The 26,381-nt window shown below is 63.9% G+C and carries 21 protein-coding genes and 1 pseudogene; 8 read left to right on the top strand and 14 right to left on the bottom strand.

The genetic code is table 11. The annotated features are described in order from the left end of the window. Positions 1-74: 74 nt before the first annotated feature. From AC0L2A_RS07205 to puuE, 10 genes are all read right to left on the bottom strand, one after another. Positions 75-914 (bottom strand): alkaline phosphatase family protein, encoded by an 840-nt coding sequence (locus tag AC0L2A_RS07205; RefSeq protein ID WP_473608108.1) that lies wholly within the window; start codon positions 912-914, stop codon positions 75-77. Between the two features lie 8 nt (positions 915-922). Beyond that, positions 923-2,575: an ABC transporter ATP-binding protein gene (locus AC0L2A_RS07210; protein ID WP_473608110.1), complete on the bottom strand. Its 1,653-nt coding sequence runs from the start codon at positions 2,573-2,575 to the stop codon at positions 923-925. Beyond that, positions 2,575-3,399, bottom strand: a complete 825-nt coding sequence (locus AC0L2A_RS07215; RefSeq protein ID WP_473608111.1) for an ABC transporter permease — start codon at positions 3,397-3,399, stop codon at positions 2,575-2,577. Before AC0L2A_RS07215 ends, AC0L2A_RS07210 begins: the two co-directional genes overlap by 1 nt. 12 nt (positions 3,400-3,411) lie before the next feature. Next, positions 3,412-4,371 (bottom strand): ABC transporter permease, encoded by a 960-nt coding sequence (locus tag AC0L2A_RS07220; protein WP_091592661.1) that lies wholly within the window; start codon positions 4,369-4,371, stop codon positions 3,412-3,414. A 16-nt stretch (positions 4,372-4,387) separates the two neighbouring features. Further along, positions 4,388-5,974, bottom strand: a complete 1,587-nt coding sequence (locus AC0L2A_RS07225; RefSeq protein WP_473608113.1) for an ABC transporter substrate-binding protein — start codon at positions 5,972-5,974, stop codon at positions 4,388-4,390. Between the two features lie 156 nt (positions 5,975-6,130). After that, complete coding sequence (locus AC0L2A_RS07230; RefSeq protein WP_473608114.1) at positions 6,131-8,116, bottom strand: CocE/NonD family hydrolase; 1,986 nt, start codon at positions 8,114-8,116, stop codon at positions 6,131-6,133. 85 nt (positions 8,117-8,201) lie between these two features. Further along, on the bottom strand, positions 8,202-8,825 hold the full coding sequence (locus AC0L2A_RS07235; RefSeq protein ID WP_473608115.1) for a nucleoside deaminase: 624 nt from the start codon (positions 8,823-8,825) through the stop codon (positions 8,202-8,204). Next, positions 8,794-9,297: an ureidoglycolate lyase gene (locus AC0L2A_RS07240; RefSeq protein WP_473608117.1), complete on the bottom strand. Its 504-nt coding sequence runs from the start codon at positions 9,295-9,297 to the stop codon at positions 8,794-8,796. The genes AC0L2A_RS07235 and AC0L2A_RS07240 overlap by 32 nt, the downstream gene beginning before the upstream one ends. Further along, the gene (locus tag AC0L2A_RS07245; RefSeq protein WP_473608118.1) at positions 9,294-10,142 is read right to left on the bottom strand and encodes a bifunctional allantoicase/(S)-ureidoglycine aminohydrolase; all 849 of its coding nucleotides are present in this window, start codon (positions 10,140-10,142) and stop codon (positions 9,294-9,296) included. The genes AC0L2A_RS07240 and AC0L2A_RS07245 overlap by 4 nt, the downstream gene beginning before the upstream one ends. A 62-nt stretch (positions 10,143-10,204) precedes the next feature. Next, on the bottom strand, positions 10,205-11,638 hold the full coding sequence (gene puuE, locus AC0L2A_RS07250; RefSeq protein ID WP_473608120.1) for an allantoinase PuuE: 1,434 nt from the start codon (positions 11,636-11,638) through the stop codon (positions 10,205-10,207). Between the two features lie 193 nt (positions 11,639-11,831). On the opposite strand from puuE, the gene uraH reads away from it, so the two are divergent. The 4 genes from uraH (at position 11,832) to xdhC (ending at position 17,106) form a co-directional block, all read left to right on the top strand. Continuing rightward, positions 11,832-12,206, top strand: coding sequence for a hydroxyisourate hydrolase (gene uraH / locus AC0L2A_RS07255; protein WP_236377917.1), 375 nt, complete (start codon positions 11,832-11,834; stop codon positions 12,204-12,206). Positions 12,207-12,209: 3 nt separating this feature from the next. Continuing rightward, entirely contained in the window at positions 12,210-13,691 is a 1,482-nt protein-coding gene (gene xdhA / locus AC0L2A_RS07260) for a xanthine dehydrogenase small subunit (RefSeq protein ID WP_473608121.1), read from the top strand. Beyond that, on the top strand, positions 13,691-16,039 hold the full coding sequence (gene xdhB / locus AC0L2A_RS07265) for a xanthine dehydrogenase molybdopterin binding subunit (RefSeq protein ID WP_473608122.1): 2,349 nt from the start codon (positions 13,691-13,693) through the stop codon (positions 16,037-16,039). The genes xdhA and xdhB overlap by 1 nt, the downstream gene beginning before the upstream one ends. Before the next feature lie 77 nt (positions 16,040-16,116). Then, the gene (gene xdhC, locus AC0L2A_RS07270; protein WP_473608124.1) at positions 16,117-17,106 is read left to right on the top strand and encodes a xanthine dehydrogenase accessory protein XdhC; all 990 of its coding nucleotides are present in this window, start codon (positions 16,117-16,119) and stop codon (positions 17,104-17,106) included. 21 nt (positions 17,107-17,127) lie between these two features. Here the strand turns inward: xdhC and AC0L2A_RS07275 are convergent, their stop codons facing one another. Next, complete coding sequence (locus AC0L2A_RS07275; RefSeq protein WP_473515205.1) at positions 17,128-18,048, bottom strand: LysR family transcriptional regulator; 921 nt, start codon at positions 18,046-18,048, stop codon at positions 17,128-17,130. 242 nt (positions 18,049-18,290) lie between these two features. On the opposite strand from AC0L2A_RS07275, the gene AC0L2A_RS07280 reads away from it, so the two are divergent. From AC0L2A_RS07280 to AC0L2A_RS07295, 4 genes are all read left to right on the top strand, one after another. Continuing rightward, on the top strand, positions 18,291-19,508 hold the full coding sequence (locus AC0L2A_RS07280; RefSeq protein WP_473608125.1) for a urate hydroxylase PuuD: 1,218 nt from the start codon (positions 18,291-18,293) through the stop codon (positions 19,506-19,508). 2 nt (positions 19,509-19,510) lie between these two features. Continuing rightward, entirely contained in the window at positions 19,511-20,824 is a 1,314-nt protein-coding gene (guaD, locus tag AC0L2A_RS07285) for a guanine deaminase (protein WP_473608126.1), read from the top strand. 74 nt (positions 20,825-20,898) lie between these two features. Beyond that, positions 20,899-21,402 (top strand): heme-degrading domain-containing protein, encoded by a 504-nt coding sequence (locus tag AC0L2A_RS07290; RefSeq protein ID WP_077374984.1) that lies wholly within the window; start codon positions 20,899-20,901, stop codon positions 21,400-21,402. Continuing rightward, positions 21,399-22,664 (top strand): glycerate kinase type-2 family protein, encoded by a 1,266-nt coding sequence (locus AC0L2A_RS07295; RefSeq protein WP_473608128.1) that lies wholly within the window; start codon positions 21,399-21,401, stop codon positions 22,662-22,664. Before AC0L2A_RS07290 ends, AC0L2A_RS07295 begins: the two co-directional genes overlap by 4 nt. Positions 22,665-22,667: 3 nt before the next feature. Here the strand turns inward: AC0L2A_RS07295 and AC0L2A_RS07300 are convergent, their stop codons facing one another. The 3 genes and pseudogenes from AC0L2A_RS07300 to AC0L2A_RS07310 all read right to left on the bottom strand — a co-directional run bounded on the left by AC0L2A_RS07300 (position 22,668) and on the right by AC0L2A_RS07310 (position 26,336). Continuing rightward, on the bottom strand, positions 22,668-23,390 hold the full coding sequence (locus AC0L2A_RS07300) for a UdgX family uracil-DNA binding protein (protein ID WP_473608140.1): 723 nt from the start codon (positions 23,388-23,390) through the stop codon (positions 22,668-22,670). Positions 23,391-23,477: 87 nt separating this feature from the next. Further along, the gene (locus AC0L2A_RS07305) at positions 23,478-24,899 is read right to left on the bottom strand and encodes a glutamine synthetase family protein (protein WP_473608129.1); all 1,422 of its coding nucleotides are present in this window, start codon (positions 24,897-24,899) and stop codon (positions 23,478-23,480) included. A gap of 13 nt (positions 24,900-24,912) precedes the next feature. Next, positions 24,913-26,336, bottom strand: a pseudogene (locus AC0L2A_RS07310) (aspartate aminotransferase family protein). Positions 26,337-26,381 lie beyond the last annotated feature (45 nt).

Raw genomic sequence — 26,381 nt, forward strand, 5'->3', positions numbered from 1 at the left:
AACACCCCTCATCCGTCTTGCCGCTTCGCGACAATCCACCTTCTCCCACAAGGGGGAGAAGGGAAGACGCGCGCTCAGTCGAGGAACGGCCTGGCCTTCATTGTCGCGGGCACCGGGACGCCGAGGCGCGCAAGCACCGTCGGCGCAAGCTGCAGCTGGTCTAGCAGCGTGTCGGCCTCCGGCCCGTTGCCCTGTCCGAAATAATACAGAGCAAAATCCTGCATCTCGTCGTCATGGCCGCCATGATGGCCGCGATCGGTCTGGCCGTGATCGGCGGTCACGAAGACCTCGTAGCCGGCTTTCCGCCAGCGCGGCAGGAAGGCGGCGAGCATGCCGTCCATCGCATAGACGGCATGGTCCATCTCATGGCAGTCATGGCCGAAGCGGTGGCCCATCGAGTCCAGCGTGCAGGTGTGCAGGATGCCGTAGTCGATGCCGTGGCGTCTGGTCAGCATGGTCAGCGTCGCGAACAGGTCGACGTCGCTCGGCGTCATCTGGTTGCGGGCATTGTAGCCGGTCATGGTGTGGAACCGGCCATGGGTGATCGGCCCGCCCGGCTCGTCGAACTCCATGTCCTCGACCAGATCGAACGGATAGGCCCGGAAGAATTCGGACCAGTAGGAATGGGTGACCGCACCTGTCTTGCCGCCGGCCCTGCTGACCTCGGAGAAGATATCCGGCTGCTCGACGCGGAAGCGGTTCTCGTTGGTCAAGATGCCATGCACCTGCGGCGCTACGCCGGTGTGGATCGAGGCATAGCAGCAGGCAGAGGTCGACGGCAGCACGGAACGCATCTTCCAGACGCGCGCTTCGCCCGATTGCACCCAGCCTTCGAGGTTGCCCATCAGCCGGCGCCAGTTGCGGTAAGGCACGCCGTCGAGGATGATCAGCAGAAGTTTTGTCTTCAGCGCCACCGGTGTGTCTAATTGCCCGCGCTGGCCATGCGCCGTCCCTTGATCGCCTTTTCCAGCCAGCCGATCTCCATTTCGGGGACTGAGGACAAGAGAAGGTCGGTATAGGCATCGAACGGCGGCGCCAGCACCTGGCTCTTGGCGCCATAGCGCACCACCTCGCCGCGATACATCACCGCGATCGAATCGGCGATCGACTTCACCGTCGCGAGGTCGTGGGTGATGAACAAATAGGCGACGTTTTCCTCCTTCTGCAGCTCGAGCAGCAGCTTCAGGATGCCGTTGGCGACCAGCGGGTCGAGCGCCGAGGTCACCTCGTCGCAGATGATCAGCTTCGGCTTGGCGGCAAGCGAACGGGCGATGCAGACACGCTGCTTCTGGCCGCCGGAAAGCTCGGCCGGGTAGCGGTCGATGAAACCCTTGCCCATCTCGATCTTGTCGAGCAGCTCGGCGACGCGCTTGTCGCGCTCGCGGCCGCGCAAACCAAAATAGAATTCGAGCGGCCGGCCGATGATGGTGCCGACGGTCTGGCGCGGGTTCATCGCCACGTCGGCCATCTGGTAGATCATCTGCAACTGGCGCAGATCCTCCTTGGGCCGATCGGCAAGCCGGTTGGCGAGCGGCCGCCCGTCGAAGGTGACGGTGCCTTGTTCGGGCGGCAGAAGGCCGGTGATGGCGCGCGCCAGCGTCGACTTGCCCGAGCCGGACTCGCCGACCACCGCCAGCGTCTGGCCAGGATAGATGTCAACCGAGACGTTCTTCAGCACCTTGATGTGGCTGCGGCCATAGGCGGCGGTGATGTTCTTGACCGACAGGAACGGCGTCGTGCCGGGCTTCTGTTCCTGGTGCTCGATCTCATGCACCGAGACCAGCGCATTGGTGTATTCCTGGCGCGGTGCCTTGATGATCTGGCGGGTGTCGCCCCATTCGACCAGCCGGCCGTGGCGCAGCACCATGATCTCGTCCGAGACCTGGGCGACGACGGCCAAGTCGTGGGTGATGTAGAGCGCTGCGACATGTGTGTCGCGGATGGCGTCCTTGATCGCCGCCAGCACGTCGATCTGCGTCGTCACGTCGAGCGCCGTGGTCGGCTCGTCGAAGACGATCAGGTCGGGCTCGGAGCACAGCGCCATCGCAGTCATCACGCGCTGCAGCTGGCCGCCTGACACCTGGTGCGGAAAGCGCTCGCCGATGGTTTCGGGGTTCGGCAGGCTGAGCTTCTTGAACAGCGCGATGGCGCGCTTTTCGGCCGCGGCCCGTGTCGCCGTGCCATGCAGCAGCGTCGCCTCGACGACCTGGTCCATAAGCCTGTGCGCCGGGTTGAAGGCGGCGGCAGCCGATTGCGCGACATAGCAGACCTCGCGGCCGCGCAGCTTGCGAAAGCCCTCCTTGCCGCCCTTGAGAATGTCGCGGCCGTTGAGGATCACTTCGCCGCCGGTGATCCGCACGCCGCCGCGGCCATAGCCCATCGACGCCAGGCCGATGGTCGACTTGCCGGCGCCGGACTCGCCGATCAGGCCGAGCACCTTGCCCTTCTCGAGCGACAGCGAGACGTCGTGGACCAGCACGATGTTCTTCGGCGCTTCGCCCGGCGGGAACACGGTGGCCTCGATGCGCAGATTGCGGACATCGAGCAGCACGGACTTTGCTCGCTGGTCAGCCATTACCCGCGCCCTCCCTTCAGGCTCGTCGTGCGGTTGAGCACCCAGTCGGCGACAAGGTTGACGGAAATCGCCAGCATGGCGATCGCCGCGGCAGGGATGAGCGCCGCCGCGATGCCGAAGACGATGCCGTCCTTGTTTTCCTTGACCATGCCGCCCCAGTCGGCGCTAGGTGGCTGCACGCCGAGGCCGAGGAAGGACAGCGTCGACAGGAACAGCACGGCATAGATGAAGCGCAGGCCGAGTTCCGAAACCAGCGGCGACAACGCATTGGGCAGGATCTCGCGGAAGATGATCCACACGCTGCCTTCGCCGCGCAGCTTGGCCGCCTCGACGAAATCCATGACGTTGATGTCGACGGCGACCGCCCGCGACAGGCGGTAGACACGGGTCGAGTCGAGAATGCCCATGACCAGGATCAGCGTCACCAGATTGGTTGGCAGCACCGAGAGCACGACGAGGCCCATGATCAGCGTCGGGATCGACATCAGGAGATCGACGAGACGCGACATAAGCGTGTCGAACCAGCCGCCGAAGACCGCCGCCGCGAAGCCAAGAATGGCGCCGAGCGAGAACGACAGCGCGGTGGCCAGCACAGCGATGAACAGCGTGACGCGGGCGCCGTAGATCATGCGCGAAAGAAGGTCGCGGCCGAGATTGTCGGTGCCCAGCCAATGTGTCGCCGACATCGGTCCCCAGACATCGCCGACGATCTCGCCATTGCCATAGGGCGCGATCCACGGCGCGAAGATCGCCGCCAGCACGAACAGCGCAGTCAGCACCAGGCCGATCAGCGCGGGAATGGGGATGCGTTTTATGTCGAGCATGCCCGCTCCCCCCTATTTCGGATGTCTGAGACGCGGATTGGCGACGATCGCCGCTATGTCCGCAATGATGTTCAGGCTGATGTAGACGGCGGCAAAGATCAGGCCGACCGCCTGCACCACCGGCACGTCGCGCTTGGTGACATGGTCGACGAGAAATTGCCCCATGCCGGGATAGACGAAGATCACTTCGACCACGACGACGCCGACGATGAGATAAGCGAGGTTGAGCATGACGACGTTGATGATCGGCGCAATCGCGTTGGGAAAGGCATGCCTGCGAATGACGGCGAATGCCGAAAGCCCCTTGAGCTCGGCGGTTTCCACATAAGCCGATTGCATGACATTGAGGATCGCGGCGCGCGTCATCCGCATCATGTGAGCAAGCACCACCAGCGTCAGTGCTGCCGCCGGCAGCATGATCGCCTGCATGCGCTCGCCGAAAGGCATTCCGTCATAGACCGTCGAGATGCCGGGGAAGATCTGGTATTTCACGGCAAAGAAATAGACGAGCACGTAGCCGATGAAGAACTCGGGAAACGAGGTCGAGGCAAGCGCCAGTCCGGAGATCAGCTTGTCGACCCAGCCATTGCGGTAACGCACCGCGATCAGGCCGAGAATGATCGCCAGCGGCACGGCCACGACCGCCGCCCAGAAGGCGAGGAACAGCGTGTTCCACAACCGCCCCTTGATCGACGTCGCAATATCCTGCCCGCTCGACATGGCGGTGCCGAGATCGCCGGTCACGACGCCGCCGAGCCAGCGGAAATAGCGGACAAAGGCCGGATCGTTGAGGCCGAGCTGCTCGCGCAGATTGGCGAGCGATTCCGGTGTCGCCGACTGTCCGAGGATGGCTTGCGCGACGTCGCCGGGCAGGATCTGGGTGCCGGCGAAGATCAGGACCGATACGGCCAACAGCAGGAGGATGCCCAGCGCAATGCGCTGGGCCACCAGTTTCACGATGGGTGAGGACATCTCCGCAAGGCCGGGCTCAGGCTTCGAGCCAGCACTTTGCCAGAGCGTATCCGTTCATCAGCTCCTGATGCGGATCGTCGACCCAGCCGGCGACCTTGGCACCCGTCGCGTCGATGAACTGATTGAACATCGGCAGGATCAGGCCGCCCTCGTCGCGCACCATGACGGCCATGTCGTGGTACATCTGCTTGCGCTTGGCCTCGTCGAGCTCGGCGCGCGCCGCCAGCACCATCTTGTCGAAATCCGGACGCTTGAAACGTGTGTCGTTCCAGTCGGCGGTCGACAGGTAGGCGGTCGAATACATCTGGTCCTGCGTCGAGCGTCCGCCCCAGTAGGAAGCGCTGAAGGGCTGCTTGTTCCAGACTTCGTGCCAGTAGCCGTCGCCGGGCTCGCGCTTGATCTCGAGGGTGATGCCGGCCTTGGCGGCGCTCTGCTGAAAGAGCTGCGAAGCATCGACAGCGCCGGGGAAGGCGACGTCCGACGTCCTGAGCAGGACGGCGCCGTCATGGCCCGACTTCTTGTAGTGGAACTTGGCCTTGTCGGGATCGTATTTGCGCTGCTCGATCTCGGTAAACAGCGGATAGGACGCGTTGATCGGGAAATCGTTGCCGAGCGAGCCATAGCCACGCAGGATCTTGTCCAGCATCTCCTCGCGGTCGATCGCCAGCTTCAGCGCCATCCTGAGGTCGTTGTTGTCGAACGGCGCCGTGTTGCAATGCATGATAAACACGTAGTGGCCGGGGCCGGCATGGTTGCGGATGGTGACACCGGGCAGACGCTTGATCAGGTCGACGATCTTCGGCTCGACGCGGTTGATCATGTTGACCTGGCCGCCCTGCAGGGCCGACGTACGCGCCGTGGCGTCGTTGATAACGATGACCTCGATCTGGTCGGCATGGCCCATCTTGTCGCCCTGCCAGTAATTGGCGAAACGTTCGGCACCATGGCGAACACCAGGCTCGTTGGTCACGATCTTGTACGGGCCGGCGCCGATACCGGCGTCGGGCTTGTCCTTGCCGCCGTTGGGCTGGACGATCAAGTGGTAGTCGCTGAGCAGGTAGGGCAGGTCGGCGTTCGCCTCCTTCAAGGTCAGCACGACTTCCTTGCCGCTGGCCTTGATGCTCTCGATGCCCTTCATGTAGCCGAGCGCGCCGGACTTCGACTTCTCGTCGGAATGACGCTCGAGCGTGGCGGCCACGTCCTCGGCAGTCACCGTCTTGCCATTGTGGAATTCGACGCCGTCGCGGATTTTCAGCGTCCACACCTTGCCGTCGTCCGACGAACCAATTTCCTCAGCGATGCGGTTTTCGAGCTTGCCGTCGGGGGACAGCTCGACGATCATTTCGCCCCAGCATTTGCCGAAGGCGAACGGAACCTGCGTCATCATCAGCGCCGGGTCGAGGCTGTTGGTGGACTCGCCGCCGACCAGGCCGGCCTTCAGCGTGCCGCCCTTGACCGGACCGGCGGCGCGCGCCGCGCGTGAAAGCAGCGAGTTGGCGAAGGTCGCGGTGACGCCGAGCGCTGCCGCCCGGCCGAGAAAATCACGACGGCTCAGTTTGCCGGATGCGACGCGCCGGCTAAGAAATTCCAGTTCGTTCGACATGTTGAGTTCCTCACTCTGTTGGTTCGACCTTGTGGCCTTTTTTTATGGTTTCTTGTGAGGAGAATAATGACCGCAAGGGAACGCCGTAAGCAAGACCGAATGCGACATGCCGTGGCGTAAATCGCACGTCGCAATTGGACCAATCCGAATAAGCGCTCAAAGCAGCGCGCGCGGGATGCTCTCCTCGAAATTGCGCTCGAAAACCAGTTTCTCACCTTCATAGGCTTCGATTCTGGCGTTAACCATGAAGTTTTGCGCGTCGGATCGCATCTCGGCTGATGTTTCGGTGCGCACCGACCATCCATTTCGCGACAGCGTTTGCGTCCAGTGCGTCTTGCCCGACGCTGACAGCGGATTGTCAGGGTGGATCGCCCATGTCTCTCGGGCGATGCTGCCATTGGCGAGGCCATGCTCCAGGTCGCGCACCTCGCCGAAATCGTCGACGATGGAAAGCGTGATCATTCCGGTCTTTTCATCGCAATTGACATGACGCTCGGAATTGGCAGCGCGGAGTGTCTCCGTCGCCCAGGGCGCGGCTGCCTCCGGCGTGGGGAACGTGACTTCGTCGCCCTTCGCCAGCGGGCGCAGCGGCAGCTTCAGCGTTGCCGCCGACAGGTCGAGCCGGACCGGTTCCGGCGATGGCCAGATCATCGGCCAGTAGGCGTTCGAAACAGCAATACGCAGGCGGTGGCCTGATGGTACGCGATAGGCACATTGGTCGAGCACGACCCGGGCGCTGACGGCTTCGCCCGGCACCAGCGCTTGCGGGAATTCGTGCGAATTGCGGTGCGTCAGGTTGAGCACGCCGTAGGAGATCAGCTCCGACGCGCCGTCGGGATGCACGTCGCACAGCCGGATGGCGATGTTCGCCTGGCGCCGGTCCGACGAGACCCGGACCGACACCTCCGGCGCGCCGACAATGTCGATCGCTTCGGTCAGCACCGGCTGGTCGAAACACACCGACAGCGCATCGTCGGGGCGCTGATCGCCGGGCAGTTCCGGGCCGAAGGTGAAGGGAAAATATTCGCCGCCGGCAAGACCGCAGCTTTGCGGCGAAGCGACGATGGCCGGCTTGCTGCCTTCTGCGATCAACTCGATGTCCTGCGTCTTGATGTCAGGCGACGGCCACACCGGTTCGGCGACCCAGCGGCCTGGCCGCCCGGGATGCCAGCGTGCGGGGCGGACGCCGTCCATGACATAGGCGCGGTAGGCAGGATCGGCATCGACGCCGGTCTCGATGTCCTTCAGCCAGCGGTCCCACCAGCGCAACGCCTCCTGCAGGAAGCCGATGCGCGGTTCAGGCGCCGCATAATGTGGGTACTTGTGGATCCACGGGCCGACGATGCCTTTGACCGGCGCTTTGATATTGGCGACGAGATGGGAAATGGTGTTGCGATAGCCGTCATGCCAGCCGCCGATCGACAGCACGGCGGCCTGGATGGCGGAATAGTCCTCGCAGATCGAACCGCGCTTCCAATAGGCGTCGCGGTGCTGATGCTTCAGCCACAATGGCGCCAGGAAGGGCTGGTTCGCCAGTCGGGTCAACCACAGGTCGCGCCAGCGGTTGTCGCCGGCGAGCAGCGGATCCGGTGGCCGCGACGAATAGGACAGCATGGTCGAGGCCCAGCCGAAATTCTCGACCAGCAGGCAGCCGCCCTTGTAGTGGATGTCGTCGGCATAGCGGTCGACGGTCGAACAGAGACTGATGACCGCCTTCAGCGCCGGCGGCCGCTTGGCTGCCGTCTGCAGGCAGTTGAAGCCGCCCCAGGAGATGCCCATCATGCCGACATTGCCGTTGCACCAGGGCTGGGCCGCCGCCCAGGCGATCACGTCGCATGCGTCCTGCAATTCCTGCTCGGAATATTCGTCATCCATCAGCCCTTCGGAATCGCCATTGCCGCGCATGTCGACGCGGATAGAGGCGTAGCCGTGACCGGCGAAATAGGGATGCGTCAGCTGGTCCCGATAAATTGTGCCGTCGCGCTTGCGGTAGGGCAGGTGCTCGAGGATCGCCGGCACCGGATCGTCGGCGGCATCGGCCGGCATCCACGCCCGCGCCGACAGCCGGCAGCCATCCGGCATGACGATGCCCATGTCCGGAAACTCGACGACCTTGCGGGGAAATTCAGTGACGGTTTTCATGCGGGCGACTCCAGGGACCGCCAAATGATGGAGCCCGTGGGACGTCGTCGTGGGCCAGCCAACGAATTCGGCTGGTCAATCCGCGTCAACTCAACGGAATGTCGTTTTCGTCCTTGCTCGCCTGGTAAGCGCTGGACAGTTCGTCGTAGCGCGCCGAGATCTTGCCGATCCGTGCTTCCAGCCGCTTGCGCTCGGCCTCGGGCAGCGACCGCACCAGTCTTCGGATCGAAAAGCTCTTCCAATAGGCGTTCTCGGCATTGTAGCCGCCGGGGTCGAGGGTGAAGACCTCTTTCAGGATCTTCAGATCGTGCGGGATGGCGAAGCTGTCGCGCGAATCCTCATGCGAAAACAAATAGTAGAAATTATCGAAGCCGGTCCAGGTGATCGCCGACAAGCAGAGCGAGCAGGGTTCATGTGTGGCGAGAAAAATCGCATCCCTGGTGTCGACGCGCTCAGCCTTGGGCATTTCGTAGAACCGCTTCAGGCAGTGAACTTCGCCATGCCAGAGCGGGTTCTCAGTCTCGTTGTTGGTCTCTGCGAGCACCAACGAGTGGTCTTCCTTCCGCAGGATCGCTGCGCCGAACAGCTTGTTGCCGTGGGCGACTCCTTCGGCCGTCTTCGGCACGATGTCATGCTCGATGACGTCGAGCAGTCGGTCGATCAGCGAGACGTCGACTTCATGCGGTCCCCTTGGGAAGATGGATCTCATAAGCGTGCGAGAAATGGCATTCTTCGAGGTTGGAGCCGTCGCCACCGCGGTCGACGACGAGGAAATCCTGAGCCTCGCCGATCGGCGTCAGCACGCCGTGCCAGCGATTGCGCGGATAGTTGACGCCCTGCCCGGGCGCGGTGAGGAAGGCGTGCGGCTCGCCCGGGCCGTCGTCGCCATCATGGCAGACGACGACCAGGAACGGCCGTGGCGACAACGGCATGAAAGCCTGGCTGCCGAACGGATGACGCTCGACCATGGTGAGCTTCAGCGGAAAATCGCAAGGCGTGCCGCGCACCATGGAAATCAGCACGCGCCCATTCGGCCCCTGCGCTTCGACTGTGGCGAGGTCGTGGTAGCGCTCGGCCTTCCCGCCATTGATCGGGTAGTGATTGTCGCCGCCCATATCGATGACGTCGCCGAACTCGGCAAAATTTTCGCGGGTAAGCGGCCGCGCCACGATGCGGGTCATGGCGCGCGCCTCCCGACGCCGGCGCCACCAAGCTTGGCGTGCCGGTTGACATCCTTGTAGAGCAAATAGCGGAATTTTCCGGGGCCGCCAGCATAGCAGGCCTGCGGACAGAAGGCGCGCAGCCACATATAGTCGCCGGCCTCGACCTCGACCCAGTCCTGGTTGAGGCGGTAGACCGCCTTGCCCTCCAGCACATAGAGGCCGTGTTCCATGACATGCGTCTCGGCGAAGGGAATGACCGCGCCCGGTTCGAGCGTGACGATGGTGACATGCATGTCGTGGCGCATGTCTTCAGGGTCAACGAAGCGCGTCGTCGCCCAACGGCCCTCGGTGCCGGGCATCGGCGTCGGCGCAATGTCCTGTTCGTTGGCAAAGAAGGCTTGCGGGACATCAATGCCTTCGACGGCGTCGTAAGCCTTGCGGATCCAGTGGAAGCGGACAGCAGCGCTGCTCTCGTTGCGAACGCTCCATCCGCTGGTCGGCGGCAGGAAAGCAAAGCCGCCCGGCTGCAGGACATGCTTCTCGCCAGCCAGCAAAACGCTCAGTTCGCCCTCGACCACGAACAAGGCGCCCTCGGCGGCGGCATCCGGTTCCGGCCGGTCGCTGCCGCCGCCGGGCGCGACCTCGACGATGTATTGCGAAAACGTCTCGGCAAAACCCGACAGCGGGCGCGACAGCACCCAGACGCGGGTCTTGTCCCAGAACGGCAGGGCGCTGGTGACGATGTCCTGCATCACCCCCCTGGGAATGACGGCATAGGCCTCGGTGAAGACGGCCCGGCCGGTCAGCAGCTCACTCTGGCCGGGGTGGCCGCCCTGCGGCGCGTAATAGGTTCGGTCGGCCATTTTCATCGTATCCATCAGTTCAAAGCCTGTTTCGGAAGCCAAAGCCTATTACGGAGCTAGGCCTATTGCGGAAGCATGTCCTTGAGGCGGAGCAGTGCGATACGCTCGACCTGTTTGCAGGCGGTTTCGAATTCAACGGCGCGGCTGTTGCCGATGCGCGCCTCGAACTCCGCCAGGATTTCTTCCTTGGTCTTGCCTTTCACCGCGATGATGAAGGGGAAGCCGAAACTGGTGACGTAGGCGGCATTGAGCTTGGAGAACAGCTCGCGCTCTTTATCGGTCAGCGCCTCGAGCCCTGCGGAAGCCTGTTCCCTGGCCGATTCCGCAGTCAGCCGCTTGGTTTGCGCCAGTTTGCCGGCAAGGTCGGGATGGGCGTTGAGCACGGAGAGCCGCTCGGCCCCGCTGGCGCCGCGAAAGACACGGCACAGCGCATTGTGCAGGCCGCCGGCACTGTCATGCGCCGGACCGAGCTCCAGCTCATAGGCGCGCTCGGCGATCCACGGCGAATGCTCGAATACGCCGCCGAATGCCTGGACGAAAGCCTCGAATTCCATCTTCGACGGGCGCAGCGTCGGCGGCCGGAACGGATGGTTCTCTTGCCAGTGCCTTGCAATGTCGATGCGTCGCGCGAGCCAGACCCTGTCGTGTGATTTGACGTAGTCGACGAAGCGCTTCAGCGCCGCGACCCGGCCCGGCCGGCCGACGAGGCGGCAGTGCAGGCCGATATTCATCATGCGCGGCCGTCCTGCCTTGCCCTCGGCATAGAGCGTATCGAAACTATCCCTGAGATAGGCGAAGAACTGGTCGCCCGAGTTGAAGCCCTGCGGCGTGGCGAAACGCATATCGTTGGCGTCGAGCGTATAGGGGATGATGAGCTGCGGCTTTGCCGACCCGTCCGGCCCAGCATGCTCGAACCAGTACGGCAGCTCGTCGTCATAGGTGTCCGACACATAGTCGAAGCCGCCCTCTTCCGCCGCCAGCCGCACGGTGTTGATCGACGTGCGGCCGGTGTACCAGCCGGTCGGCCGTGCGCCTGTCACCTCGTAGTGCAGCCGGATTGCCTCGTCCATGTCGCGGCGCTCGTCCTCCGGCGCATGGTCGCGATAGTCGATCCATCTCAGCCCGTGCGAGGCGATCTCCCAGCCGGCCTCCTGCATCGCCACGACCTGGTCGGGCGAACGCGCCAGTGCTGTGGCGACGCCGTAGCAGGTGATCGGCACCTCGGCTTCGGTGAACAGGCGCAGCAATCGCCAGAAGCCGGCGCGGGCACCATATTCGTAGATCGATTCCATGTTCCGGTGGCGCTGCCCGGGCCAGGGTGCAGCGCCGACGATCTCGGACAGGAAGGCTTCCGAAGCCTTGTCGCCGTGCAGGACGCAATTTTCGCCGCCTTCCTCGTAATTGACGACGAACTGCACCGCGACATGCGCCCTGCCGGGCCATTTCGGATCCGGCGGATTGGCGCCGTAGCCGCGCATGTCTCGTTCGTAACGCATTGTCGCTCCTGCCGGATAGTGTGATCAGGATAGTCGAAAGGATTGCTTGCGCATTCCCCCGAAAATTTTTGAAAGTGTTTTTGCAGCACTTCACTCGACCGGGACTTATGCATCGCCTTTAATGGGCGCACAATTCGCCAAACATGTTCGACTGTACCGGACATGTTCGAGTGTACCGGAATGGGAGCAGCCAGTGGCGGAAACGTCGAAAGCCGAAGGCGGACGTCTGACGACCCATGTCCTCGACACCGCGACCGGCAGGCCGGCGGCAGGCCTGTCGATCGAGCTTTACCGCATCAACGACGACATGCGGACGCATCTGAAGACAGCGGTCACCAATGCCGACGGCCGGTGTGACGCGCCGCTGCTTGCCGACGCGGAATTCCGCACCGGCGAATACGAGCTGGTCTTCGCCGCCGGCGACTATCTGCGCCGGCAGGGGTTGAGACTGCCGGAACCGGCCTTCCTCGACAGCGTGCCGATCCGCTTCGGCATGGCCGAGCCGATGCACTATCACGTGCCGCTGCTCATATCGCCCTACGGCTATTCGACCTATCGGGGGAGCTGAGACATGACGAGGCTCAAGATACGCAATGAGATACGCTTCATCCTCAATGGCGAGGATGTTGCGCTGACCACGGTCGCGCCCGACGAGACTTTGCTCGACTGGCTGCGGCTCGAGCGCTCGCTGCGCGGCACCAAGGAAGGCTGCGCCGAGGGCGACTGCGGCGCTTGCACCGTGCTGGTCGGAAGGCTGTCAGGCGGCCGGCTCGTCTATGAAAGCGTCAATGCCTGCATCCGCTTCCTTGGCTCGCTCGATCGCACGCATGTCGTAACCGTCGAGCATCTGCGCGGCGACGGCGAAAAACTGCATCCGGTGCAGCAGGCGATGGTCGATTTCCACGGCTCGCAATGCGGCTTCTGCACGCCGGGCTTCGTCATGTCGCTTTATGCCCTGTGGATGCGGTCACCGGAGCCGTCGGATGCAGCCATCGAAAAGGCGCTTCAGGGCAATCTCTGCCGCTGCACCGGCTACGAGGCGATCATGCGGGCGGCACGTGCCATCTCCAGCTACAGCAAGGCGGCAAAGGATCCGCTGGCAGCGGAGCGCAAGGCGATCACGAGCAAGCTCGAAGCGATGAAAGACGGTTCGCGCATCGAGATCGGCGCCGGCAAGCAGCGCCTGGTCGTCCCGGCCGATGCCGACGACCTCGCCGCCGTGCTCGGCAAGGAGCCGGGCGCCACCATCGTTGCCGGTTCGACCGATGTCGGCCTGTGGGTGACCAAGCACATGCGCGAGATTGCGCCGGCGATCTTCATCGGCAATCTCGACGGGCTGTGCCGGATTTCCGAAGACAAGGGCATCATCTCGATTGGCGCTGGTGTCACCTACACCGAGGCTTTCTCAATGCTGGCGAAACGCATCCCGGCGCTAGGCCCGCTGTTCGATCGCATCGGCGGCGACCAGGTGCGCAACATGGGCACGATCGGCGGCAACATCGCCAATGGCTCGCCGATCGGCGACACGCCGCCGCCGCTGATCGCACTCGGCGCGCGGCTGACGCTGCGCCGCGGCAACAAGCGGCGGACGATCTCGCTTGAAGACTTCTTCATCGCCTATGGCAAGCAGGACCGACAGCCGGGCGAATTCGTCGAGGCCGTGCATGTCCCAGTGCCGGGCAGGGATACCAAATTCGCCGTCTACAAGATCACCAAGCGCCGTGACGAGGACATCACCGCCGCACTTGGCGCATTCCTGCTGGCCCTGGCCAAGGACGGCACGGTGGCGGAGGTGCGCATCGCCTATGGCGGCATGGCGGCAACGCCGAAGCGGGTTTTCGGCGTGGAAAAGGCGCTGCTTGGCAGGCCCTGGACAGAACCGACGGTCGAGACCGCCATGGCCGAGTACGCCAAAGATTTTACCCCGCTGACCGACATGCGGGCGAGCGCCGAATACCGGGCGCTGGCGGCGCGCAACCTGCTGTTGCGGTTCTTCGCCGAGACCAGCGGCACCAAAGCACCGATCCAGATATCGCGCCACGAGGCGGCGTGATGACCAAGCACGCTCCAAACCTCAAGGCGCAGAAAATCGCTGGTGGCGTTGCCACCGACCAGCGTCATGATTCCGCGCACAAGCATGTCCGCGGCACGGCCGTCTATATCGATGACATGCCGGAATCATCCGGCATGCTGCATGGCTGCCTCGGGCTTTCGACGGCCACGCATGCCACCATCAGCAGCATGGACCTGGCGCCGGTGCGCGCAGCACCCGGCGTCGTCGACGTGCTGACGGCGAGCGACGTGCCGGGCGAAAACGACATTTCGCCGACCGGCCGCCACGACGAACCGGTGCTGGCCGACGGCAAGGTGCAGTTCTTCGGCCAACCGATCTTTTGCGTCATCGCCGAAACCCGCGAGCAGGCGCGCCGCGCCACAAGGCTGGCCAAGGTCGAATACAAGGAATTGCCTTTCGTCACCGACATCGGCGTCCTCGATCCCAGCAAGGACAAGCTGGTCACGCCGCCGCTGACCCTGAGGCGCGGCGATGCCGCGGCTGCGATCAGGGCGGCGCCGCGCCGGCTGAAAGGAAAAATGCGCATCGGCGGCCAGGACCATTTTTATCTCGAAGGCCAGATCGCCATGGCCATTCCCGGCGAGGATCAGGACGTCACGATTTATTCGTCGACTCAGCATCCGAGCGAAATCCAGCACATGGTCAGCCATGCGCTCGGCGTGCCGAGCCATGCCGTCACGGTCGAGATCCGCCGCATGGGCGGCGGCTTTGGCGGCAAGGAAACGCAAGGCAACCAGTTTGCCGCGCTCGCGGCGATTGCTGCGAAAAAACACCATCGCGCGGTGAAAATCCGGCCCGACCGTGACGAAGACATGATCGCCACCGGCAAGCGCCATGACTTCCTCGTAGATTACGAGGTCGGCTTCGACGACGAGGGCAATATCCTCGGCGTCGATTTCATGTTTGCGGCGCGCTGCGGCTTCTCGGCGGACCTGTCGGGCCCGGTCACCGACCGCGCGCTGTTCCATTGCGACAACACCTATTTCTGGCCGGCGGTTCATGCGCAATCGGCGCCGCTCTACACCAACACCGTGTCGAACACCGCCTTCCGCGGCTTCGGCGGGCCGCAAGGCATGGTCGGCGCCGAGCGTGTCATCGAAGAGGTCGCCTTTGCCGTTGGCAAGGACCCGCTCGAGATTCGCAAGAAGAATTTTTATGGCACCAGCGACCGCAACGTCACGCCCTATCACCAGACGGTCGAGGACAACATCATCCACCGCATCGTCGCCGAGCTGGAGGCGAGTTGCGACTATGCGAGGCGTCGCCGCACCATTGAAGCTTTCAACGCCAACAGCCGCTTCATCAAGCGTGGATTGGCGCTGACGCCGGTCAAGTTCGGCATCTCGTTCACCGCGACGCACTACAATCAGGCCGGCGCGCTGGTGCATGTCTACACCGACGGTTCGGTGCATCTGAACCACGGCGGCACCGAGATGGGGCAGGGTCTCTACGTCAAGGTGGCGCAGGTGGTGGCGGAAGAATTCCAAATCGACCTCGACCAGGTGAAGATCACCGCGACCACGACCGGCAAGGTCCCGAACACCTCGGCGACCGCCGCATCGTCCGGTTCCGACCTCAACGGCATGGCGGCGCAGAACGCGGCCCGGCAGATCAAGGAGCGGTTGACCAACTTCGCCGCCGAAAAATACCAGGTGCCGCGCGACCAGGTGCTGTTCCTGCCCAACCGGGTGCGCATCGGCAACCAGGAGATCGCCTTCGCCGATCTCGTCAGGCAGGCCTACATGGCGCGCATCCAGCTTTCGGCGGCGGGCTTCTACAAAACGCCGAAAATCCACTGGGATCGCGACAAGGGCGAGGGTCGTCCCTTCTATTATTTCGCCTATGGCGCCGCGTGCTCGGAAGTCTCGGTCGACACGCTGACCGGCGAATATGTCGTCGAGCGCACCGACATCCTGCACGAGACCGGACGCTCGCTGAACCGCGCCATCGACCTTGGCCAGGTCGAAGGCGGCTTCATCCAGGGCATGGGATGGCTGACGACGGAGGAGCTTTGGTGGGACGAAAAGGGCCGGCTGCGCACCCATGCGCCGTCGACCTACAAGATTCCGCTCGCCTCGGACCGACCGAAGATCTTCAATGTGACGCTGGCCGATTGGCCGGAAGCGAGCGAGCCGACGGTGCACCGCTCCAAGGCGGTCGGCGAGCCGCCGCTGCCGCTCGGCATCTCGGTGCTGCATGCGCTGTCGGATGCGGTGGCAAGCGTTGCCGACCACCGGATCTGCCCGCGCCTCGACCCACCGGCGACGCCGGAGCGGGTGCTGATGGCGATCGAACGGCTGAAGAGGGAAGCCAAGGCTGGTGCTTGAACTCGGTCCCGGGGTTCGTACAGGGCGTGCAATCCGGGCCGAAAAACCCTATGTTTCCCGATAGGGAAAGCAAAAACATGACCTCGAAAGTGCAAACCCTGAAAGCATTTCTTGGCGGCGCCGGCCGTGTCGCGCTGGTCGAGGTGGCCGGGACCAAAGGCTCGACGCCCCGCGAGAAGGGCGCCTTCATGCTCGTCTCGGGCGCGGCGATTTTTGGCACGATCGGCGGCGGCCAGCTCGAATTCATCGCGATCGACAAGGCGCGGCAGCTGCTTTTCTCCCCCCTTGAGGGGGAGATGGCCGCAGAGCGGCCAGAGGGGGTCGTCTCAGAAGGCACCGCCAGAGCGTCGAGCACTGGCGCGGCGACCCCACCCGACGGCTTCGCCGCCACCCTCCCCTCAAGGGGGAGGGATATCCGCGCTACCCTCGATGTCCCGCTCGGGCCCGAGATCGGCCAGTGCTGCGGCGGCAGGGTCGAGGTGCTGATCCGGCTGGTCGACACGGCGTTGGCGCAAGAGCTGGTCGCGGCGGCGGACGCCGAGCAGGCACAGATGCCGCATGTCTACATCTTCGGCGGCGGCCATGTCGGCCAGGCGCTGGCCTCGGCGGTGGCCTTGCTGCCGGTCCGTGTCGTCGTTGTCGAGACGCGGGCCGAGGCGCTGGAGGGCATGCCGGACACGGTCGAAACCAGCCTGACGCCAATGCCCGAGGCGATGGTGCGCAAGGCTCCGGCTGGCGCCGCGTTCGTCGTCCTCACCCACGACCACGCGCTGGATTTCCTGATCGTCGCCGAGGCACTGAAACGCCGGGATGCCGCCTATGTCGGCATGATCGGCTCGAAGACCAAGAAGGCGACGTTCAGGAACTGGTTCCTGAAGGCGGCGGACGGCAGCGAGGCGCAATTTGCCGGCCTCGTCTCGCCGATCGGCGGCGATGCGGTCAAGGACAAGCGTCCGCAAGTCATTGCGGCCTTGGCGGCGGCCGAGATCATGACGGCACTGGCCGCCCATGCTGGCGCGCGAGCCGCGCCGCACCCCGTCTCTCGTGGCAAGGCAATGGCCGGCTGACGGCCAGAATTCGAGCAACGCTCATTTGCCGGCCAGAATTTCCTTGATCAGCCGTTGGCAGCGCTCGGCCATGAAATCGAGCAGCAGCCGCACCTTCGGGTCCTGCAGCTTCTTGTGCGGGTAGACGGCGGCGAACTGCACCGGCGTCGGTGGCGTGTCGGGCAGGATCACCTTCAGACGCCGGTCGCGGATGAACGGCTCGACCTCGAAGCGCGGCTTGTTGATGATGCCGCGGCCCGACAGCGCCCAGCCGGTCAGCACGTCGCCATCGTCGGTGTCATAGGGTCCGTGCACCTCGAATTTCCGCGGACCGTCGGCCGTCTGCAGCGTCCACACATATTCGCGCGCGCCGGCGTAGCGCAGCATCAGGCAGTCGTGTTTGTTGGCGATCAGTTCCTGCGGCTCGGTCGGTTCGCCGCGCGTCTCCAGATATTTCGGCGCCGCCACCAGCACCCGCTCGCACTCCATGATGCCGCGCATTCTCAGGCTGGAATCCTCGATGATACCCAGTCTGAACGCGACGTCGATGCCTTCCTTCATGATGTCGACATTGTGGTCCGAAAGCCTCAGCCGAACCTCGATGTCAGGATATTTGTCGTGGAAATCGGGGATTCCCGACGCCACCAGCCGCCGGCCGAGGCCAAGCGGCGCTGTCACCTTGATGGTGCCACGCGGCTGGCCGGACAAAGCGCTGACGGCGGCTTCCGCCTCGGTGACCGCCTCAAGCACCTGCTTGGCGCCGGAGTAGAACACCGTGCCGTGCTCGGTCGGCATCAATTGCCGCGTTGTGCGATTGAACAGCCTGACACCGAGATGTTTTTCGAGCTCCTTGATGCGGTTGGAGGCGACCGCTGGCGAAATGCGCATGTCGCGCCCCGCCGCCGACAGATTGCCGAGCTCGACGACGCGAACGAAGACGGAGATGTTGTCGAGATAGGCCATGCGGCTTTGGGGCTCTCATGCGGCTGCGCAGGGATAACCCTAGTGCATGACCCCGAAAAATCGGAATCGATTTTCGGAAAGGATCATGCACCAGATAAAGTTCTACAGCGTCCTTTGCGCGTCCAAGGGACGCGCGGCGCTGTAGTATTTTCCATTTTTTTTTGAAAGTCATCGTGCCGCTCGGCCCTTTCCGTTTGCGCTCCAGTCCGTAAAGTCACCCAATCGGCAGGGACGACTTTTCAATGATCGATTTTGCGATTTTCTGGGACTGGCTGAGTTTCGCCGTGCGCTGGCTGCATGTCGTCACCAGCATAGCCTGGATCGGCTCGTCCTTCTATTTCGTCGCGCTCGATCTCGGCTTGCGCCAGCGTCCGGGCATGCCTGTCGGCGCCTTCGGCGAAGAATGGCAGGTGCATGGCGGCGGCTTCTACCACATCCAGAAATATCTCGTGGCGCCGACCGAAATGCCTGAGCACCTGACCTGGTTCAAATGGGAATCCTACGCTACCTGGCTGTCGGGCTTTGCCATGCTGTGCGTCGTCTACTATGCCGGCGCGGACCTCTTCCTGATCGATCCCAACGTGCTTGCCATGTCGGTGCCTACAGGCATCTTGCTGTCGCTGGCGACGATCGGCGTCGGCTGGGTGGTCTACGATCTCTTATGCCGTTCGCCGCTTGGCAGGAGCGACACCGGCCTGATGCTGGTGCTCTATGGCGTGCTGGTGTTCATCGCCTGGGGTCTTACCCATCTGTTCACCGGCCGCGCCGCTTTCCTGCATCTTGGCGCCATCACCGCGACGATCATGTCGGCCAATGTCTTCATGGTCATCATTCCGAACCAGAAGATCGTCGTCGCCGACCTGATCGCCGGCAGGAAGCCAGATCCGAAATACGGCAAGATCGCCAAGCAGCGATCGCTGCACAACAATTACCTGACGCTGCCCGTTCTCTTCCTGATGCTGTCGAACCACTACCCGCTGGCGTTTGCTACCCAGTTCAACTGGGTGATCGCCTCGTTGGTTTTCATCATCGGCGTGCTGATCCGGCACTATTTCAACACCATGCATGCGCGCAAGGGCAACCCGACCTGGATCTGGCTGGCGGCCGCCGTCCTGTTCGTCGTCATTATCTGGCTGTCAACCGCGCCGAAAGTGCTGACCGGCGAAGTCAAGGCGTCCTCGACGGCACAGGTCTATATCGCCTCGGTGCATTTTCCCGCAGTGCGCGATACGGTGCTTGGCCGTTGCTCGATGTGCCATGCGCAGGAGCCGTCCTACGAGGGCATCTATCACGCGCCGAAAAGTGTGATGCTCGACACGGACGCCGGTATCGCCGGGCAGGCCCGCGAGATCTACCTGCAGGCCGGCCGCAGCCACGCGATGCCGCCCGCCAACGTCACCCATATCACCGACAAGGAGCGGGCGCTGCTGGTGGCATGGTTCGAGGAGGCGGGGAAATAGGCATGACCAGCACACTCCTGCGCGGCCGCACGCTGTCCTTTCTGCGCTGGCCTGAGACCGTCGACGACCATTCCGCCTGGCGCTACGAGGATGACGGCGGCCTGCTGCTCCGCGACGGCAGTATCGTTGCCGCAGGCGCATATGCCGACGTCGAGAAAAAGGCTGATGAAGGCGTAAAAAAGATCGACCACCGCCCGCATTTGCTGCTGCCTGGTTTCATCGACGCGCATGCGCATTTTCCGCAGATGCAGGTTATCGCCTCCTACGGCGCCGAGCTGCTCGACTGGCTGAACACTTACACCTTTCCCGAGGAAACCAAATTCCAGAACGCCCAGCACGGCCGCCGCATCGCCAGGCTGTTCCTCGACGAGATGGTGCGCCACGGCACGACGACAGTCGCCGCCTATTGCTCGGTCCACAGGGAATCGGCCGAAGCGTTCTTCGCCGAGTCGCATGACCGCAACATGCTCAACATCGCCGGCAAGGTGATGATGGATCGCAACGCGCCGGAGGGCGTGCTCGACACGCCGCAATCGGCCTATGACGACAGCAAGGCGCTGATTAAGGAGTGGCACGGCAAGGGGCGCCAGCACTATGCCATCACGCCGCGCTTCGCCATCACCTCCTCGCCCGAGCAATTGGAGATGGCGGGCGCGCTCTGCCGCGAATATCCTGATCTGCACATGCAGACGCATCTGTCGGAAAACCACGCCGAGATCGCCTTTACGCTGCAACTCTATCCGCAGGCACGCGACTATACCGATGTTTACGAGCGCTATGGGCTGCTCGGGCGCAAAAGCCTGTTCGGCCACTGCATCCATCTTTCGGAACGCGAGGCGGATGCGCTTTCGGACACGGGCTCGGTGGCCGTGTTCTGCCCGACCTCGAACCTGTTCCTCGGTTCGGGCCTGTTCGATTATCAGCGCTACCGCACGCGTGGCAAAGCTCTTCGGATCGCGGCCGCCACCGATGTCGGCGGCGGCACCAACTACTCGATGCTGCGCACCATGGATGAGGGCTACAAGGTGATCGCGCTGAACGGCGAGAAGCTCAATCCGTTCCAGTCGTTCTGGCAGCTCACCCGCGGCAATGCCGAGGCGCTGTCGATCATGGAAAGGATCGGCACGCTCGACCAAGGCAGCGATGCCGACATCGTCGTCCTCGACGCGCGCGCCACGCCGGCGATGCGGCTGCGGATGGAGACGGCGGACACGCTGGCGGAGGAGCTGTTTCTGCTGCAAACGCTGGGCGACGACCGCGCCGTGCGCGAGGTCTACGTCGCCGGGCGGGCGATGAAGACCGATATGGCGGTTTAGCTATCCCACAAGTCCCGCTTGACCCAGCGGCAGCCATCGGTCAAAGCGTGCCGCGACGTTGATAGGGGAATGACATGGCCGTTGCGGACGATATCGCTCTGATCCAGAAACAGGAAGCCGAGCTTGTCTTCTCGGTCTTCGATGAAGCTGTCGCCTTCAAGATCGGCTCGACGATCCGCGACCGGGCACTGGCCCAGGGCTTGCCGATCATCGTCGACATCAGGACCTTCGACCGGCCGCTGTTTTACGCGGCAATGCCGGGCTCGAACGCCTCCAATCCGGATTGGGCGCGGCGCAAGATCAACGTGGTGCAGCGGTTCCTGAAAAGCACCTACCGCATGGTGCTGGAGCAGCAGCGTCCCGACCGCAGCTTCAAGCCGGGCGAGGGGCTCGACATATCGGACTATGTGCTGGCCGGTGGTGGCTTTCCCATAACGGTCAAAGGTGCCGGCGTCATCGGTGTGATCGCGGTCTCGGGCCTGCCGGAGCGTGAGGACCACGGCGTCGTCGTCGATGCGCTGTGCAGCCACCTCGGCGTCGACGGGCGCGAGCTGGCACTGCCGCCGGAAGCAAAATGACCGCGCTCGATCCCAAATCCTTCCTCGCCGCCATCTTCAATGCCGCCGTTGCCGCCGCTGATCCGCAGAGGACGATCAGGGGTCATCTGCCGGCAATGCCGAAGGGGCGCACCATCGTCATTGGTGCAGGAAAAGGCTCGGCGCAGATGGCGGCGGCTTTCGAAAAAGTGTGGGACGGGCCGATCGAAGGGCTGGTCGTCACCCGTTACGGCTATGGCGCGACCTGCCAGCGCATCGAGATCATCGAGGCGGCGCATCCGGTGCCGGATGCCGCCGGGCTCGAAGCGTCGCGCCGGCTGCTCGAAAAGGTGCAGGGACTGACCGCGGACGATCTGGTCGTGGCGCTCATCTCCGGCGGCGGCTCGGCGCTGCTGCCGGCGCCCGCCGAAGGTCTGACGCTGGCCGACGAAATCGCCGTCAACGAGGCGCTGCTCGCCTCCGGCGCGCCGATCGCCGCCATGAACACCATCCGCAAGCATGTTTCCACCATCAAGGGCGGCAGGCTGGCGGCAGCTGCCTATCCGGCAAAGCTGGTATCTTTGGTGGTCTCCGACATTCCCGGCGACAATCCGGCGCTTGTCGCTTCCGGCCCGACCGTTCCCGATTCCGGCAACCGCCAAGAGGCGCTGGCATCGATCGCCGCCTATGGCATGAAACTGCCGGCTGCCGTGATGGCGCATATCAATTCGCCGGCCGCCGATGCGCCGCGCGTCGATGATCCGCGTTTTTCGCGCAACGAAGTGCATCTGATCGCCTCGGCCGGCGTCTCGCTGGAAGCGGCTGCGGCCGAAGCCAGGCGCCATGGCATCGAGGCGGCCATCCTCTCCGATTCCATCGAGGGCGAAGCGCGCGAAGTTGGGGGTGTCCATGCGGCAATCGCCCGTGAAGTCGCGACGCGCAACCGGCCTTTCCCGAAGCCCGTGCTGATTCTATCAGGCGGCGAGACGACGGTGACCGTGCGGGCGAAGGGCAAGGGCGGTCGTAACACCGAGTTTCTGCTTGCCTTCGCCATCGGCATCAGCGGCATGGAGGGCGCCCATGCACTGGCCGCTGACACCGATGGCATCGACGGTTCGCAGGACAATGCCGGCGCCTTTGCCGACGGCTCGACGGTGTCGCGGATGCGGGCGGCAGGCGTCGATGCCAAGGCGATGCTTGCCGGCAACAATGCCTGGACGGCATTCAACGCCGTCGGCGATCTCTTCGTGCCTGGCCCGACCGGAACGAACGTCAATGATTTGAGGGCAATCCTGATCAGATAGGGGTCAGGCGGCCATCAGCTTTTTCACTGCCTTCATGTCCTGCAGGAACCGCTCGCGTTCGGCCTGCTTGTCCGCCGGCTCGCGAATACGCAGGATGAAGGACGGGTGGATGGTGACGAACACAGGCAAGCCATCGTCCCGCTCCACGACCGCGCCGCGCATCTTCATGATTGGCACGACCTTGCCGAGCAGCGACTGCGCCGCCGTTGCGCCGAGCGCCACCGCCAGATTGGGCTTGATCAGATCGAGCTCCCTGTCGAGCCACCAGCGGCAGGCCTGCACCTCGCCGGCATTCGGCTTCGAGTGGATGCGCCGCTTGCCGCGCGGCTCGAACTTGAAATGCTTGACCGCATTGGTGACATAGACTTTCAGCCGGTCGACGCCGGCATCGTCCAGGATGGCGTCGAAGACTTTTCCCGCCGGACCGACGAAAGGTTTGCCGGCCAGATCCTCCTGGTCGCCTGGCTGTTCACCGACGAAAACCACCTTGGCCTTGTCAGGCCCTTCGCCGAACACGGTCTGCGTTGCGTTGCGCCACAGCGGGCAGCGGCGACAGGCCTTCGCCACTTCGCTGAGTTCGGGAATGGTGCTTGCGCCATCGTCTTCTGCCGTCTCAGGCAATTCAGGCTTGGGCCAGCGTCTTGCCTGCACCTTGGCGTGGTGCGGAGAATTTGTCTGCATCCTGGCGATCATGGCTGATGCGGCCTTGCCCGCTGCTGCGATCAGATGCGGAATGAGCGAAGCCCCCGAAAGGTTCCTTCAAATAGCCGGGACCCGGCTTTCGCTGGGCGAATGACCGGCGATGCGATGCCTTCACACCTCGTGCAGATAGAGATGATAATCCAGTTCGCTGACCGTGCGCGCCACCCGCAGATATTCGGATTGCTTGATCGCCACGAATGTTCGGTGCAGGTCTTCCCCCAGCGCCGCTTTGAGGAATGTCGAGGCCCTTGCCGCCTCGATCGCGGCGCGCCAGTCCACCGGCATGGTGGTGCGCGTGGTTGCTGATTCGTAGCCATTGCCGGTGGTTTCGGGGCCTGGATCGAGGCCCTCATCGAGACCCTTGACGATCCCGGCCAGCACGGTTGCCGCCACCAGATAGGGGTTGGCGTCGACGCCCGACGGCCGGTGCTCGATGCGCCGGTTTTTCGCGTCGCCAGCCGGCACGCGCAATGCCACCGAGCGGTTGTTGACGCCCCAGGTCGGCGCCACCGGCGCATAGGATTGCGAAACGAAACGCCGCCATGAATTGGCGTGCGGTGCAAACACCAGCATCGATTCGGCCATGGTCTGGATGAGGCCGCCCAGTCCGCGCAGCAGCTGCAAGGACCAGGTCTCGCCGCTGGCTTCGGCAAAGACGTTGTTGCCGGCCTTGTCCTGCAGCGAGACATGGAAATGCATGCCGGAGCCGGCGTATTTCTCGATCGGCTTGGCCATGAAGCAGGCAGTGACGCCGTGGCGGCGCGCCTGCGCCCGCACCAGCCGCTTCAGCATGACGAGGTCGTCGGCGGCCCGCATCACGTCCTTGCGATAGTTAAGCGTCAGTTCGTACTGGCCGGGCGCGTATTCGGAAATGACCGTCTCGGCCGGGATGCCTTGCACCCTGGCCGCGGCGTAGATGTCGGAAAACAGCGGCTCCATGCCGTGCAGATGGTCGACGGAATAGACCTCTGTCTTGGCCGAGCGGCGGCCGTCGAGCACCGCATGCGCCGGCTGCACCTTGCCGTCGGCGTCGCGCTCGTTGGCGAGCAGGAAGAATTCGAGCTCGAAGGCGCCGGCCGGATGCAGGCCCTTGGCCGCCAGTATCTCCACCTGCCGGCCCAGCGCCAGGCGCGGGTCGGAGGACATCGGCTGACCATCGAGATGGTACATCGCCATCAGCACCTGGCCGCGCGGCGGCTGTGTGCCGAACAGCGGCACCAGCGTGCCGGGGATCGGCCATGCCCGCAGGTCGCCGTCGCCCGTCGTCCAGATCAGTCCGGTCTCGTGCACGTCCTCGCCGGTGATGTCGAGGCCGAGGATCGAGATCGGCATATGCCTGCCGCCCTCGAAGATGCTCATCAACTCGTGCCGGCGCACGATCTTGCCACGCCCGACGCCATTGGCATCGGTCAGCACGATGTCGAACGCTTCGATCTCCGGATGGGCGTCGAGAAAGGTTTGCGCCTCGGCGGGCGTCGAGCCCGAAGGGGAGGCGATGATGGCGTTCAAAGTTTGCTTGTGCGCTTCTCTCATGTGCAAGCTTGTCTCATGCCGCGAGCCTTGCCGCAACCGCGCCGAAGGCGGTGATCAGGCGGTTCACCTGGGCAGCGCTGGTCGCCGGCGAGATCAGCATCATGTTGTGGAACGGCGCGATCAGCACGCCGCGATTGACCAGCGCGACATGGACAGCCGCTTCGAGCGCCGGTGCGTGCGCTGCTTCCGCCTCGCCGCCATTCCTCAGCGGGCCGGGTGCGCAGATGAACTCGACGCGGGCGCCGACTCGGGCAACATGCCAAGGCAGGCGGTAACGGTCGATGACAGCGGTCAGCCCGGCGTCGAGCCGCCGCGCCAGATGGTCCATATGGCTATAGTTCTCGTCGGTCATCACCTCTTCGAGCGTGGCGCGCATCGCTGCGAACTGCAGCGGATTGGCCGAGAGCGTCGTGCCCATGCCGGAATAGCCTGGTTCCTTGGTCCTGACATAGTCGGCATAGCGGGTGGCGACGCCATCGCTCATGCCCCAGACGCTGGCTGGCACACCGCCGGCGATTGGCTTGCCGAGCACGAACAGGTCCGGCTCCAGGCCGCGTTTCCTAGTGTAGCCGCCGGGACCGGTCGAGATCGTGTGTGTCTCGTCGATCAGAAGCAGGGTGCCAGCGGCGCGGGTGAGACGCCGCAGCGCGTTGTGGAAGCCGGGATCGGGCAGCACCATGCAGGAATTGGTCAGCACCGGCTCGGTGACGACACAGGCGATTTGCTGGTCCCGGAGTGCTGTCTCAAGCGCCGGCACATCGTTGAACTCGACGACATCGGTCGCCCGGGTCAGGTCGCGGAATTCGCCGGCCAGTCCTGGCCGGTTGGCCGGTCTGCCGCCGACCAGCCGGCCAGTCCTGGCCGGTTGGCCGGTCTGCCGCCGACCAGGCGCACCATCGTCTCGTCGACCGAGCCGTGATAGCAGCCGTTGAAGACCAGGATCTTGCCCCGGCCGGTGATGGCGCGGGCGACGCGCAGCGCGAAGCGGTTGGCATCGGTCGCCGTTGTCGCAATCTGCCAGAACGGCAGGCCGAAGCGCTGTTGCAGCAGCGGGCCGATGGCGAGTGCATCTTCCGAAGGCAGCATGTAGGTCAGGCCGCGTCCGGCCTGCCTACGGATGGCGTGGGCGACCGGCGGCGGCGAGTGGCCGAACATCGAGCCGGTGTCGCCGAGGCAGAAATCATCGAGCCGATTGCCGTCGATGTCAGTGATAGTGGCGCCTCTGGCGCTGTCGACCATTATCGGGAACGGCGTTGGCCAGTCGTTCATCCAGTGCATCGGCACGCCGCCGAAGAAACCCGGCAGGCCGTTGCCGACCTTGGCTGCCGATTTCGGCCTTGCCTTGCGGAAGGCTTCGGCCTCGGTCTCGCGCAGATCCGCGATGCGAGCAGTGCTGATGCCACCGATAGAAGTCTTTGAATGGTCGCTCGTAGGCAATGAATGCCCCTCTCATAGGGGAATAGGGGAATAGGGGAATGGGGG

This window comes from Mesorhizobium sp. WSM4844, assembly GCF_055811775.1.